Source organism: Bacteroides rodentium JCM 16496 (assembly GCF_000614125.1).
GTDB lineage: Bacteria > Bacteroidota > Bacteroidia > Bacteroidales > Bacteroidaceae > Bacteroides > Bacteroides rodentium.
On sequence record NZ_BAKJ01000020.1, the window covers coordinates 43,200 to 57,773 of the forward strand.

The window sequence follows — 14,574 nt, forward strand, 5'->3', positions numbered from 1 at the left end:
GATGTATAGGGACTTAGTGTCTCTCCCATCAGGACTGAACCGGTCTGACCCGTATACTGAGAGGTCATAACATCCGCATCCTTTCCATTAAAACACCCGGATGTTTTAGGGCAATACATCCGGGTGTTTTGGGTGAAAACATCCCCATGTATTGGGGTAAAACATCCGGATGTTTTGACCTCTCAGTCCTATACTCTTTAGGGCTAAGTCCCGGTGTGTAGCCGACAAGGTATAGGGGACGTTCCGCTTGTGTATGGTTTTAATGCGAGGTGAGCAGGTGCAGCAATACCAATGGCAGATAATCTTTCAGCTTGTTTCTCAGTATCTTCAAAGCCTGCTGAATGCGGTAGTCCACGGTTTTGGAAGAGACATTCAGCTGTTCGGCAGCTTCCTTGTAACTCAGGTTCCGGAAACGGTGCATCACAAAAGCCTCTTTATAAGAAGGAGGCAGTTCGCTGACGGCCTTTTGTATGTGTTTGCTCAGTTCGTTGATTTGGCAGACGTCCACTTCGTGCAGCATGGCGGTCATTCGTTCGTGGTAGGCGGTATCTGCCCGCTGCTTCACCTCGTTTTGGGCAATCCGGCTCATGCAGCGGTGATAGACAGCTTGAACAAGTATTGTTTGAGTGAATATTCTACAACAGGCTTTTCGCGGTTCTTCCAAAGCCATAGCATGACATCCTGTACAATCTCTTCCGCATCTTCCAGCCGGACAAAACGATGGCAGTACGTGCAGAGCACCGTGTAGTATTTCTGAAACAGCATGTCAAAGGCGCTTTTGTCTCCCCTCTGGATGGCGGATAATAGAGAAATATCTTCTGATGACATGTCCTTCATAGCATGGAGATTCTTTTTTGTTATGCAAAAGTAGCCTTTTTTCTAATTATTTTTTAGCTGTATAAAATATTTTTTTGGTTTTCATTTAGGAATCCTTTTCTCCCGTCCGTCTTTAAAGTATAGAAGAGAAAATCTTTTTAAAAATAGATACCATGGAAAAAGAAGCAATTGAAGACTTGCTGCTTCGATACTACGAAGGAGTGACGACCGAAGAAGAAACGGTTTGGGTAGAGGAGTGGCTGAACGCTTCTGAAGAAAACAAGAGGACAGCGCTGCAAATCCAGATGATAGTCTTGGCTGCAAACGTGGCGCAGGCATCATCCAAGATAGATGTCGGGAGTGCCTTGTCGGCTGTACATCGGAAGATGAATATAGGGAATAGGTATCACAGATTGTTGATAGGGATGCAACGGGCGGCCGCCATTTTATTCATCCCTCTGGCAATATCGTGGTTCATGCTTTATATAGGAAAGGGAAAACAGGAGGAAGTACGGATGATGGAAGTCCGCACCAATCCCGGAATGACAACGACGGTCGAATTGCCGGACGGGACGGAAGTGACGCTGAACTCTTCTTCGCAGTTGCGCTATCCTTCTCGTTTTGCAGGCGATAGGCGGGAAGTACACTTGGTAGGCGAGGCGTTCTTTTCGGTCGTAAAAAGTGAGAAGCAGTTTGTAGTCGGCACACTGAACCGATCGGAGGTGTCGGTACACGGCACTGAGTTTAATGTAGAGGCCTACGGCGAGGACCATACTGTTCAGACCACTTTGGTTTCGGGCAGTGTCAGCTTCTCTTATGTGAACAACGGCAAGAGAAGCCTGGTAAGAATGCAGCCGGGGCAGCAGGCCGTTTATGACATAGAACAGGGGAAGGTGATTTTGAAGAAGGTCAATGTAGATGTAGCGACAAGTTGGAAGGACGGACGCCTGATTTTTAAGAATACTCCGTTCGATACGGTGTTAAAGAATCTGAGTAAACGGTATAATGTGAAGTTTAGGTTGAAGAATGCTTCGTTAATGCAAAATTCTTTTACAGCCACATTCACCAAACAACGTTTGGAACGTATATTAGAGCATTTCCGTATATCTTCGAACATACACTTCAAGTATGTGGAAGATGACGGCGCAAATACAGAGAGACAGGTAATAGAAGTTTATTAACTTAAAAAAAAACAGTATGATGAAACAGTAGCATGTATAAAAAAACATGCAGAAAAATGTTGGCGCATTTTCCTGCATGAAACACAGTAACTTTTAAATATCTGTTTGGCGACAGATAAAGAAACTTTATTTTTTCACTAGAAATCAATACAAAATTATGAAAAAACACTGTTGTATCCAATCGTTTAGGGCAAAAAGTGTCCTGATGAGGTGCATGAAAAAAATCCCTCTTGCTATGAGATGTGCATTATTTATGTTGTTTTGTCTGGTTGGTATGACCATGGCTAATGAAGGTTATGCCCAAAAGACAATGGTAAACCTTGCGCTTGAAGACAAGACTGTCGATGAGGTATTGACAGAATTAGAGCAAGGTACCGAATTTGTTTTCTTCTACAACAACAAGCAGATTGATGTGAAACGCCGCGTATCGGTCCAAGCCAATAATAAGACTATATTCAAGGTATTGAACGATGTGTTCAAAGGAACCAACGTAGGCTATAAAGTGCTCGACCGCAACATCGTCCTCTATGATAAGGCAATAGGAGCCGATGGGGTGCAGGCAACTATGCAGACGCTGACGGTGAAAGGTTCGGTGACCGATGCCACAGGCGAACCGGTCATCGGTGCCAGTATTCAGGTGAAAGGTACCGGCAATGGTGTCATTACAGATATTGACGGTAACTTTACGTTGAGCAACGTTGCTCAGGATGCCACCCTTATCATCAGTTATGTGGGTTATAAGACCCAGGAAGTCCGTGTAGCAGGCAAGACTTCCTTCAAAATCGTGTTGGCAGAAGATGCCGAAGTGTTGGACGAAGTGGTAGTAGTGGGTTATGGCGTACAGAAGAAGCAGTCGTTGACGGGTGCCGTGACAGCCATCTCCTCAGAAAGCATTCAGACAACCAAGAGTGAGAACCTCATCAATAACATTCAAGGTAAGATGCCGGGTCTTATGATTCGTCAGAAAACCGGTGAGCCGGGTACTTTCGACAACATGATCAGTATCCGTGGCGGTGGTAATCCGTTGATTGTCATCGATGGTGTAACGCGCGAATACGAAGAGTTCGCCCAGCTCAACTCCGAGGACATCGAGAACATCTCCATCTTGAAAGATGCTTCCGCAGCCATCTACGGTATGAACTCTGCAAACGGTGTAATCATCGTTACCACCAAGCAGGGGCTTCGGAAAAGACACGCGTTTCTTATTCCGGTTTATTCGGTATGAAACATGCCACGGGTATGGAAGAGACTGTAGATGCTTACACCTTCCGTGTGATGGAAAACGAAATGAGCCGTAACGGAAAGAAAGCCGAAGTATATTCACAAGATATTCTGGATAAATATAAGAATGGCGTGGAAGGTTATCAAGACTGGGATTGGATTGACATGTATATGAACAAGCTGGCTTTTGCCACCAACCATACCCTCTCCGTGCGTGGGGGGACCGACAAGGTGAAGTATTTCGTCAGTGCCGGTTACAACCGTGACAATGGTCTGTTGAAGAGCGGCGTCCAGTATTACGAGCGTTTCACTTTCCGTTCCAACGTTACAGCCGAACTGGCCAAAGGATTGACCATGAACGTAAAGGTTGCCGGTCGTTGGAATCAGACACAACGCCCCCGCGAAGACTTTATGTGGACTTTCAAGACATTGTTGGTGAACGACCGTGGTGTAGGTCCTTATGCCATCGGTTCTACCGACCACTATTCAGACATCGCTCCCGAAAGCAAGAATGCGGCAGCTTTGGTTGATCCCGATAAGGACGGTTATCGCCGCAATCGTGGTGTGAACTATTCGGCAGACGTTGACCTGACTTGGAAAGTGCCTTTCGTCAAGGGCTTGAGCGTAGGTGTTCTGGGTTCTTTCAATGGTAACAACCGCAATAACTCTGAGTTGCAGAAGTCATACCAGTTGTACGACTACTTCACCAACCAGCCCACCAAGACATACGGCGAGAACCGCTACCAGAACACGATGGGTATTTTCCAAAAGCTTTACGGACGTGCCCAAGTGAACTATATGAACAGCTTTGGCAAGCACAACCTGAATGTGACAGGTGTTGTCGAAGCATCGGGCAGCCGCTACGATGAATTGTACGGACGTCGCTTGTACGATGGTTATTTCAGCAACGACATCCTGAACCAGGCCGATGCCAGCACGGCAACCAATAGCGGCTATCGCAACGAGACCCGCCTTGCCGCCTACTTGGTACGTGCCAATTATGACTTTGCAGGCAAGTACTTGCTGGAAGTTGTAGGACGTTATGACGGTTCTTATCGCTATGCTCCGGGGCATCGTTGGGCTTTCTTCCCCTCGGTAAGTGCCGGATGGCGTGTTTCTGAAGAGAAATTCATGAAAGAGAAATTGCCGTTTGTTTCCAACTTGAAGGTGCGTGCTTCTTATGGCAAGAGCGGATATGATGCCGGTAATGCCTTCCAGTATGTGGCAGGTTATACGCAAGGCAGCTTGGCTATGTGCTCGATGGCAACAAGCTGACCATGGGCATGGTAGCTCCGGGTGTCGTTCTCGACAATCTGTCATGGGTTGTGACAAAGACTGCCAACCTGGGTGTGGACTTCGACCTGTGGAACGGAAAACTGTTCGGTACATTTGAAATCTATCGCCGTGTCAACGATGGTCTGTTGGCAAGCCGCCGCCAGGATATTCCCAATACTTTCGGTGCAAGCTTCCCGCAAGAGAACATCAACTCTGAAGAAAACAGAGGTCTGGAGATTGAACTCGGTACGCGTGGCAAGATTGGAAAGGACTGGGGATATACCATCAGTGCCAACTATTCGTTTACCCGCTATAAATATCTGAAAGTAGAACATGCTCCTTACCAAAGCTCCATGGACCGCTTCTTGAATGGTTACGAAAACCGTACCATTGGTGGTATGTGGAACCATTCCGGTGGTGGTATGTGGATTCAGAAGACAGACGGACAGTTCCAAAATATCTCTGAGTTTGAGACAGCTCCTCTTTATGGCGGCAGCAACGGTAACTCCATGATGCTTCCGGGTGCCTTCCGCATTGTGGACCGTAATGGTGACGGAGTGATTTCATACGAAGACCAATTGCCCGAATCACGCCGTGCCGGAGCCAATCCTCCTTATCAGTTTGGTTTGAATTTAGGTTTCACTTACAAGAACTTCGACCTGAATGTCTTGTTCCAGGGTGCTGCCGGCTATGTCATCGGTTATGCCAACGATGACGTATTCGGTTATGGATCCAAGACAAACCCCACATTGATGAAGAAGTACATGGATCGTTGGCATACAGCCAATATCACCGACGACCCTTACAATCCTTCCACTCAGTGGGTGTCGGGCAAGTTCCCCGCTTTGCGCCGCGACTTCACCGGTACGCAGGACAATGGTAACAGCTGGGGTGTGGGTGCCATTCCTTTCTGGAACCCGAATGCCACTTACCTGCGTTTGAAGAGTTTGGAATTGGGCTATACGCTTCCAAAGAATCTTACCCGTAAGGTGGGCATCAGCGACCTCCGTGTCTTTGTAAATGGTTTCAACCTTTTGACATTCTGTAATTCCTTGCTGAAAGACGCGGACCCCGAACGTGAAGAGCGCGACTGGGGTGCCAGCTTGGCCTATCCGTTGATGAAGGCATATAACATTGGTTTGAATATTAATTTTTAACGCTTAGATTGTTATGAAGAAAAACATATTGTCCGCTTTGGCACTTTGTGCTCTTGTAGGATTTTCAAGTTGTGATAGTTTCCTGGAATTGGAACCTCTCGACAAAGTGTCGGGAGACAGACTGACTGAGACTGATGGGGGTATGAAAGCCCTGTTGGCAAATGTATATGCCACGGTGCCTATGGAAGATTTTGTTTTCCGTCCCTATACGGGTTTCAATGCCCGCAATTATGATGGCGTGAACGGTACTTCCAACATTGCTTTCCTTTCTGACGAGGCAGCACGTAGCGAAGGTGGCGGTGGCATTACCGAGAATTTTGACTATTGGCCATACGGTGACATCCGTCAGGTGAATATCTTTATAGAAACGGTGAAATCTTCTCTGGAAAAAGGTATCTTGAATCAGGAAGATGCCACCCGTATGATTGCTGAAGCCCGGTTTGCCCGTGCCTATATCTATTTCGGTCTGGCAAAACGTTACGGTGGCGTGCCCGTCATCGACCGCGTACAGGATGGCGATTACGTACCGGGCAATCCGGATGCTTTGAAGGTGCCCCGTAGCACGGAGGCGGATACTTGGAAGTTCATCATCAAGGAATTTGGCGATGTGGCTAAGGAACTTCCCGCAGCCCGTGACGGCTATCGTTTCACCAAGTGGGGGGCATTGGGTATGAAGTCGCGCACAGCCTTGTTTGCTGCCTCCTTGGCTAAGTATTGGGACAAAGCTCCGTTGGCAGGCGATGCCGTTACACAGAAATTGGTAGGTATAGACAAGAGTGAGGCCGACTATTTCTATGGTGAATGTATCTCGGCAGCCGAAGAGATTCTGAGCAACTATGGCGGTTCACTTTATGGAGCGAATCCGGCAAGCGTGGCCGAAGCCCGCGAGAATTTCCAGAAACTTTTCATCCAGTCTACGCCGGTAGATGAGGTGTTGCTGTCACGCGGCTATGTAGATGGCTCTGTCAATAACAACCGTTCCGGTCATGGCTGGTCGTTGTTCTACAGTCTGGCACAAGTGAATCCCGGTGCTTTGCGCTACGGCCGTTTCAGTCCTACGCTTGACTTGGTTGATTTGTTCGAAGATTATACCGACGACGGAACAGGCAAGAGTGCCCCTATCAAGACCCGTGCCGATGGCAACGAGGCAAATGTGCCAATGTGCAATTGCCGGGTAGTGTAAATGCCGGTGATCCTTACATTCAGTATGGTAGCTTGTCAGAGCCGTTCCAGAATAAGGACGCCCGTTTGCAGGCAAGTATCATCGTTCCCGGTTCAACGTATGCGGGTGTGCCTATTCTTATGCAAGGTGGTTTGGTGCAAACCAATGGCAGCGTTGTTGTCTATAACAATTCATCAGCCGTAGGTAAGGATGGAAAGACCTACTTTGCTTTCGGTGCGGAAGGTACGAGCGGTTACTCCGGTTTCGGCAATATCGGTAACTCGGAAAACGGCAACTATACTACTACAGGCTTCTCTGTACGTAAGTATATGGAAGAAGAGAAATTTTCTTCTCTCTCCAGCCGCGACAATTCCGTGACCACTCCGTTTATTGATATCCGTTTGGCCGAAATCTATCTGGATTATGCCGAAGCCGTGGTTGAAAGCGGTAAGGGAGACCGTGCCAAGGCTGCTGCCTTGCTGAATGCCCTTCGTCACCGTGCTGCCCACACAGACAATATTCCGCTTACTCTGGAGAACGTCCTGAAGGAACGCCGTGTGGAACTGGCTTTTGAAGGAAAACGTTTCTGGGACATGGTTCGTCGTCGTGACAATCACATCTATTATAACGGTGGTATGCGTTCGGCTCTTGTTCCGATGATTGACTTGCGCACCGATACACCTTCGTATATCTTCGTACGTGCAAACTTCCACGGCGATGAGAAGCAAAACGGTCGTACCTTTGCACCGCAATCTTATTACCGTGGCATTCCCGGTACTGCTACGAATGGCTTAGTTCAGAATCCTGGTTATTAATACTCAACTAAAATCTTAGAAGATTATGAAAAAGATATTGTTACTGATTTCAAGCTGCTTATTTGCACTGACATCTTGTGAAATAGATAATTATGAAGCCCCAAACGCTTCCATTCACGGTTCTATCCTTGATGCACAGACCGGTGAACTGGTGGGTATGGATGTGCAGGATGGGGGTGAATTGAGAGTGGTAGAGTTAGGATTTGAAAATCCGCAGACTCAAAGCTGGAGACTCATGAATACGGGTGAATACCGCAACAATCTGGTGTTTGCCGCAACGTATGACATCCGTATGGAAAACAACAACTGCTATCCTTTTGTAGAGAAAGATGTGGTAGTGAAGAAAGGCGACAATACCAAGGACTTCAAGGTGACTCCCTATATCCGCATCAAGAATCCGAAGATTGAGAAGAACGGCAATCAGATAGTGGCTACTTTCTCGTTGGAAGGCGGAAAGGGTGATGAAAAGCTCTCTTCTATCCAGTTGTTTGCATTCTCGGATATGTGGGTCGGGAATATTGTGAAGTTTGGTCTTAGCGGTGGTACCGACAAGATGGACTTTGCTCCTGCTATTGATATCGACCCCTCTCAAACGTATAGACTGGCTATTGACATTGATGCCAACAAGAGTTCTTTCAAATATACCGGCAAGAACTACTTCTTCCGCATTGGTGCGAAAGCGGATATTCCGAGTGTAGGTACTATCCGGCATAATTATAGCCCGTTGGTTTCTATATCATTTTAGGAAGCGGATATATCAAAAAGACTATATTTGTCGCAACAAGTCCCTTTGATGTGAAGGGAGACATGGTTGAATAAACAAAGGCGTTCTGTCCAAAGGAAGAACAGAACGCCTTTATTGTAATAATTAATCAAATAATAGTTTATTATGAAAAAGGTGAAAATCATTCTGTTGATGCTGTTGTTATTGGAGATGTTTTGTAATCCACTTGGTGCGGTAGAGCAGCGTTCTATCTATCCTCAGAAGCCCAATGACCCTGAAGCCTTTTATTTTACTCCGGAGAATTACTCAATAAAAGCGGATGGCAAGACGGATGTGTCGGATGCCTTGCAGGCAGCAATCAATCAAGTGAAGAAAGAAAGGAATTTTGGTATTCTTTTTATTCCTGAGGGAAAATATAAAATCAGCAAAACTATCTATATTCCCGGGGCTATCCGTCTGATAGGTTATGGAGAACAAAGACCGGAATTTATTCTTGCGAAGAACTCTCCGGGTTTCCAAGAAGAAGTTCCGACGGATAAGGGAAAAGCAAACTACATGTTCTGGTTTACGGGCGGACTGGTAGAAGAGGGTAAAGAACCTCGCGATGCCAACGCAGGAACTTTCTATAGCGCCATGTCAAATATTAATCTTCGCATAGAAGACGGTAATCCGCACGCCGTGGCTTTGCGCACACACTATGCACAACACTGTTTCATCAGCTATGTAACAGTGAACATAGGTAAAGGCAAAGCCGGTCTGTTCGACATCGGTAACGAAATGGAGAATGTGGCTTTCTATGGAGGTGATTATGGTATCTATACCACCAAGTCTTCTCCGGGCTGGCCTGTGATGATGGTCGATGCCTACTTTGAAGGCCAACGGGTGGCTGCTCTGCGTTGTCAAGAATCAGGATTGGCCATGGTAAACCTGCAGGTGAAGAACGTACCTGTCGTATTCGATATTGACCCTAACTATTGTGATAAGCTCTTCTTGGAGAACAGTTACTTTGAAAGCGTAAGTGGTCCGGCTGTGGTTATCACTAACGAAAACAACAGCAATAACCAAATTACCTTCCGCAACGTTTATTGTAGAAATGTGCCTACGCTGGCCAAGTATACCCGTAGCAACACGGACACGAAGGTTTCCCATAAAATCTATAAGATAAAGTCTTACGACCACGGACTTCAGATGGATGACATGTTGGACATGCCTGAATATGAGACCTTGGTCGACATTGAACCATTCGGAAGATGCCTGCCATGCAACAGATGGATATTCCGGCACTGCCTGCCATGGGCACTTGGGTAAACCTGCGTGAACTGGGTGCGAAAGGTGATGGCGAGACCGATGACACGAAAGCTATCCAAGCGGCCATAGACCGATATGACAACATCTACGTACCGCAAGGATGGTATCGCATTACAGAGACGTTGAAGATGAGACCCGACACCAAGTTGATAGGTTTGCATCCTTTTGGCACCCAATTCCGGTTGAGTGAGAGTACACCCGCCTTCAGTGGCTTTGGTGGCCCGAAAGCTATGGTAGAATCCTCGGAAGGCGGAAACAACCAGTTGATAGGTATCGGTATCAATACCGGTGGCATCAATTATCGTGCTGTAGGCGTGAAGTGGATGGCCGGTGCCGACTCTTATATCAATGACGTGAAATTTGTAGGCGGACATGGAGGCATGTGGAAGCCCAAGCCCGGTGTGGAAGCTCCGAAGGGATGGTGGGGACGCCCTGCACGTGTCAGCACTCCCGACGAACCGGTAAGAGAATCGGGTATGGACAGGGCTTGGGACAATCAGTACTGGAGCCTTTGGGTGACCAACAACGGTGGTGGTACTTTCAAAGACATTTGGACGGCAAGTACATATGCCACCAGCGGTTTCTATGCACAGAACACCACTACACCAGGACGCATCTATGCCATGTCCATCGAACACCATGTTCGTAATGAGGTGCGTTTTAATAAGGTGTCCAATTGGAAGGTCTACTGCATGCAGACTGAGGAAGAGTCGGTGGAAAGTATCGATTGCCAGCCCATCGAAATGGATGCCTGCAAAGACATGACGTTTGCCAATCTCTATATGTTCCGTGTCATCCGTATCAACAAGCCTTACTACAGCTCCATTCGTGTACGCGATTGTGAGAACATCGCATTCCTGAACTTGCATAACTATTCTCAAATCAAGTATACGAACAACATTGCCGTGTTCGATGCAAACAAGAACATTGATATACGTCCTTGGGAACTCTCCCGTTTGATTGTAACCGGCAAGGAAGCAAATCAGCAACCGTTCAGCAGCGAAGTAGGCAAGGTCAGCCAGTTGGCTTCCTACTTCGAGTTTACCGAAGGTATTGCACGTGACAGTAAGGGAAATATTTATTTCTGTGACAACCGTCTGCGCCGCATCTTCAAGTGGTCGGTCGAGACAAACAGCTTGTCGCTGTTGGCAGATTTCCCGTGGAAACCCTCCAATCTGGCTTTTGATTCAGAAGATAATCTGTTGGTATTGTTCAGATATGATGCGCAGCCGGGGTATCTGATTGACGGTAAGCCCGAGCAGATGCCGGTTATGCCTGACACGAAAGGTACTTCGTTCAGTGGCTACGGTAACTCCGGTTTCACGATGCGTGTGTACTCCATCGACCCCGAAAACCCGGAAGAAACTATCAAACTGTTGCCGCGTGTTCCCATGGGGCAGGTGAAGAATGTCTACAAGGCACTCTATCCGTCCAACCGCTGGAGAGATTTCCACGATTTCAACAAAGTATCGGTTTACACACCGGAAATGTGCTTCCTGGCACCGGACGGAAAGACCATCATTCCCCATTACTTCGACTTGTCACGCAGCTCTTCCCTGCTGGAAGCCTATCCGGGAAAGCCTTTCTATACCTCTGATGAATATGACCGCAGAATGGTGAAGATGGATGTGGCCGATGACGGCACGCTCTCTAACTTGAACTATTTTGTGGAGCAGGGCGAATTTGGTTCTGCTGTAGATAAGGAGGGCAACCTCTATGTGGCTGACGGAGAAATATATGTGTTTGATAAGGATGGCAAGAAGAAAGGGATGATTCGCGTTCCCGAACGTCCGTCCACATTACAGTTTGGCGGTAAGGATGGCAATACATTGTTTGTCACAGGCCGTTCCAAGTTCTTTGGTGTACGTATTAAATAAGGAAAATCCATATTAAAACAATCTGTGTAATGAGAAATTATCAAATCATGAGATACTTGCTGATAGTCTGTTGGATTATCTGTAATATGCCGTCCGGGTGGGCGGCAGGAAGCAGTTCCGTCTATACACAAAGGCCGGACGACCCCGAAGCATTCTATTTCACCCCGGAGAACTACGGCTTCAAGGCTGACGGAAAGTCCGACGTGACCGATGTGCTTCAAGAGGCTATCAACCAGGTGAAGCGCGAGAAGAACTTTGGAATACTGTTCTTGCCCGAAGGAAACTACCGCATCAGCCGGACCATTCAAATTCCCGCATCCGTCCGCCTGATAGGTTATGGAAAGAAGCGCCCGGTCATCTATCTGGGTGCCGATACTCCCGGTTACCAGACTGCCCAAAACTATATGATATGGTTTACGGGAGGGCTGGCACAGGAGGGCAGGCAGCCTTCGGATGCCAATGCGGGTACTTTCTACAGTGCAGTGTCCAATGTGGATTTCCGCATCGACAAGGGCAATCCTCAAGCCGTCGCCATTCGTGCGCATTTTGCCCAGCATGGATTTATCAATCATTGCGACATTCGGATTGGTTCGGGGAAAGCCGGCATGTATGATGTAGGCAATGAACTGGAAGATGTCAGGTTCTATGGTGGTGAATATGGGATAATTTCCTCCAGGACTTCTCCGGGGTGGCCTATGATGATGGTCGATACTTACTTTGAAGGGCAGCGGAAGGCGGCTGTCTATTCAAAAGAGGTGGGGTTTGCCATCGTCAATATGCATGTGAAGAATACACCCGTTGCCTTTGAAATGGCAGAGAACCTGGCAGACCGTCTTCATGTGGAGAATTCGTTGTGGGAGAATATTTCGGAAGCCGGTGTCAGGGTAAGCGTAGAGGGAAATACTTTTTCGCAATTGAATCTGGTGAATGTGGATTGCAGGAATGTGCCCGTATTGGTGGACTATGCCCAAAGTGGAAAGAAAGTTGCCGGAAAAGCAAAAATGTATAGAGTCAAGGAGTTTATTTACGGCCTGGTGTATCAGGATTTGAATGACGCTTCTTCTTTCAGGGAAATATGTGAAATAGAGCCGGTGGCAAAACTGCCGGTTACACTTGGAAAGGACCTGCCTGTTCTGCCTGCTATGGATACCTGGGTCAATATCCGTGATTTGGGTGCAAAAGGTGATGGCGAGACTGATGATACGGGCGTTTTTGAGAAAGCTGTCTCTTTGCATAAAAACATCTATGTGCCCCAGGGTTGGTATCGCCTGACGAGAACGTTGAAGCTGTCTCCCGGCACCAAGCTGATTGGGCTGCATCCTTTTGGGACTCAATTTCTGTTGAAAGAAAGCGAGCCTGCATTCAGCGGTTTCGGCATGCCTGTGCCTTTGGTCGAATCTTCCGAAGGCGGCGGCGACATACTGAATGGCATAGGCATTAATACCGGTGCATACAATTATCGTGCTGTCGGCTGTAAATGGATGGCGGGCGAGCACTCCTATTTGAATGATGTGAAGTTTGTCGGTGGTCATGGCACTTTGCGCAAGCCTTCTCCCGGTGCTTCCGGGCAGCCTTCCTACCGCAGGGGCGAGCGTCGGATTAGTTCCCCGTCTTCTCCGGTCATGGAAACCGGTAAGGATATGGCTTGGGACAACCAGTATTGGAGTTTATGGATTACAAACAATGGCGGCGGGACTATTAAGGATGTTTGGACAGCCAGTACGTATGCTGCCAGTGGGCTTTATATTAGCGAAACGAATACTCCGGGACGTATCTATGCCATGTCTTTGGAGCATCATGTCCGTACCGAAGCCCGTTTCCACAATGTGGCAAACTGGAAAATTTATGCTTTCCAGTTTGAGGAAGAAGGTCGTGAAGGGCCTGATTGTCACATGGCAGAAATGTCAAATTGCCGGAATATCGAATTGATAAACGTATGGATGTATCGCGTTATCCGTGCCTTTATGCCCAAGAAGATAGGCTTCCGCATGTGGGATTGCCGGGACATCACTTTTCGTAATATGCACAATTATACGCAGATATTGCCGGTTATCGAGTTCCCCGTATATGACATGAATAAGGAGTTGCCTGTTTATTCTTGGGACTTTGCCCGCCTCACGGTTTCGGGCAGTGAGAAGAGCCTTCGTCCTTCTTGTACAGTCATGGATAAGCCCGTGAAGCTTGCCACCGGCTTCGAGCTTGCCTCCGGTGCCACTGCCGACAGTAAAGGAAACGTCTATTTCTGCGAAAATCGCCTGAAGAAAATCTATAAGTGGTCGGCAGACACGGAACAAGTCACCCTAATTGCCGATTATCCTTGGAAACCCTTTACGTTGGCTACGGATACGCAGGACAATCTGTTGGTTATCTTCCGTTACGACCCGCAACCGGGCTATCTGGTGGACGGCAGGCAGGAGACAGTCACCCGTCTGCCGGATGACAATCCGATGTACAGCGGTTGGGGCAACAGCGGATGGAGTGCTTTAGGGTATTCTTTTAATCCGGACAACGTGGATGCCACCATGAAACCGATGGTACGTGTGGCTACAGCTGATGTGAAACAGGTGCGGCGTGTCATTCATCCTTCCAGCCGTTGGAGGGGTGACTTTGACAAGGTGGTTGCCAGTATGCCTGAGTATAGTTTTGTCGCTCCGGATGGCGTGACAATTATTCCGGAAACCTATGATTTGGGACGTTCATGTGCTCTGACTGCTACAGTCCCCGGTCAACGCGAACCGGTCTATGTGGTGAATGAGATGAATAAAACGACAGTGCAATGCTCTGTAGGAAAGGATGGTAGTTTGACGGAGCAAGGCGTTGTGTGCCCCTATGGCCAATACAGCAATGTGACCGATGTCGACGGGAATGTTTACGTGGCCGACGGGGAAATATTCGTCTACGGCAAGTCCGGTAAAGAGCAGAGACGTATTCGGGTAGAGGAGCGTCCTATCTCTCTGGCTATCGGTGGAAAGCAGAAAGACATGCTTTTTGTCACTACCTCAAGTTCTTTCTATGGGATTAAGATACGTTAGTCATTG

Annotated in this window: 8 protein-coding genes and 2 pseudogenes; 9 read left to right on the forward strand and 1 reads right to left on the reverse strand. The window is 47.7% G+C overall.

Annotated elements, in window-relative coordinates:
• Positions 1 to 259: 259 nt before the first annotated feature.
• Positions 260 to 837, reverse strand: a pseudogene (locus JCM16496_RS10700) (RNA polymerase sigma-70 factor).
• A gap of 152 nt (positions 838 to 989) precedes the next feature.
• Between JCM16496_RS10700 and JCM16496_RS10705 the strand changes: the two are divergent.
• The 9 genes and pseudogenes from JCM16496_RS10705 (at position 990) to JCM16496_RS10730 (ending at position 14,568) form a co-directional block, all read left to right on the forward strand.
• A complete protein-coding gene (locus JCM16496_RS10705; RefSeq protein ID WP_128809542.1) occupies positions 990 to 1,997 on the forward strand; it encodes a FecR family protein in 1,008 nt (335 codons plus the stop codon).
• A 235-nt stretch (positions 1,998 to 2,232) separates the two neighbouring features.
• Positions 2,233 to 3,222 carry a SusC/RagA family TonB-linked outer membrane protein gene (locus JCM16496_RS23705; protein WP_244440318.1) on the forward strand — a complete coding sequence of 330 codons (990 nt, stop codon included), beginning with the start codon at positions 2,233 to 2,235 and terminating at the stop codon, positions 3,220 to 3,222.
• Positions 3,219 to 4,493 (forward strand): SusC/RagA family TonB-linked outer membrane protein, encoded by a 1,275-nt coding sequence (locus tag JCM16496_RS23710; protein ID WP_244440319.1) that lies wholly within the window; start codon positions 3,219 to 3,221, stop codon positions 4,491 to 4,493. The genes JCM16496_RS23705 and JCM16496_RS23710 overlap by 4 nt, the downstream gene beginning before the upstream one ends.
• Complete coding sequence (locus JCM16496_RS23715) at positions 4,472 to 5,650, forward strand: SusC/RagA family TonB-linked outer membrane protein (protein ID WP_244440320.1); 1,179 nt, start codon at positions 4,472 to 4,474, stop codon at positions 5,648 to 5,650. The genes JCM16496_RS23710 and JCM16496_RS23715 overlap by 22 nt, the downstream gene beginning before the upstream one ends.
• A gap of 13 nt (positions 5,651 to 5,663) precedes the next feature.
• The gene (locus JCM16496_RS23720; protein ID WP_244440321.1) at positions 5,664 to 6,833 is read left to right on the forward strand and encodes a RagB/SusD family nutrient uptake outer membrane protein; all 1,170 of its coding nucleotides are present in this window, start codon (positions 5,664 to 5,666) and stop codon (positions 6,831 to 6,833) included.
• Positions 6,818 to 7,627, forward strand: a complete 810-nt coding sequence (locus JCM16496_RS23725) for a RagB/SusD family nutrient uptake outer membrane protein (RefSeq protein ID WP_244440322.1) — start codon at positions 6,818 to 6,820, stop codon at positions 7,625 to 7,627. The genes JCM16496_RS23720 and JCM16496_RS23725 overlap by 16 nt, the downstream gene beginning before the upstream one ends.
• Positions 7,628 to 7,652: 25 nt before the next feature.
• Positions 7,653 to 8,372, forward strand: a complete 720-nt coding sequence (locus JCM16496_RS10720) for a DUF3823 domain-containing protein (RefSeq protein WP_025834217.1) — start codon at positions 7,653 to 7,655, stop codon at positions 8,370 to 8,372.
• A gap of 144 nt (positions 8,373 to 8,516) precedes the next feature.
• Positions 8,517 to 11,536, forward strand: a pseudogene (locus JCM16496_RS10725) (glycosyl hydrolase family 28-related protein).
• Positions 11,537 to 11,565: 29 nt separating this feature from the next.
• Positions 11,566 to 14,568 (forward strand): glycosyl hydrolase family 28-related protein, encoded by a 3,003-nt coding sequence (locus JCM16496_RS10730; RefSeq protein WP_025834219.1) that lies wholly within the window; start codon positions 11,566 to 11,568, stop codon positions 14,566 to 14,568.
• Positions 14,569 to 14,574: the final 6 nt, after the last annotated feature.

Bases quoted from the DNA above. Each gene is read 5' to 3' on its own strand.
- JCM16496_RS10705 (WP_128809542.1), top strand. From the start codon at position 990: ATGGAAAAAGAAGCAATTGAAGACTTGCTGCTTCGATACTACGAAGGA.
- JCM16496_RS23705 (WP_244440318.1), top strand. From the start codon at position 2,233: ATGAGATGTGCATTATTTATGTTGTTTTGTCTGGTTGGTATGACCATG.
- JCM16496_RS23710 (WP_244440319.1), top strand. From the start codon at position 3,219: ATGAAACATGCCACGGGTATGGAAGAGACTGTAGATGCTTACACCTTC.
- JCM16496_RS23720 (WP_244440321.1), top strand. From the start codon at position 5,664: ATGAAGAAAAACATATTGTCCGCTTTGGCACTTTGTGCTCTTGTAGGA.
- JCM16496_RS10720 (WP_025834217.1), top strand. From the start codon at position 7,653: ATGAAAAAGATATTGTTACTGATTTCAAGCTGCTTATTTGCACTGACA.
- JCM16496_RS10730 (WP_025834219.1), top strand. From the start codon at position 11,566: ATGAGAAATTATCAAATCATGAGATACTTGCTGATAGTCTGTTGGATT.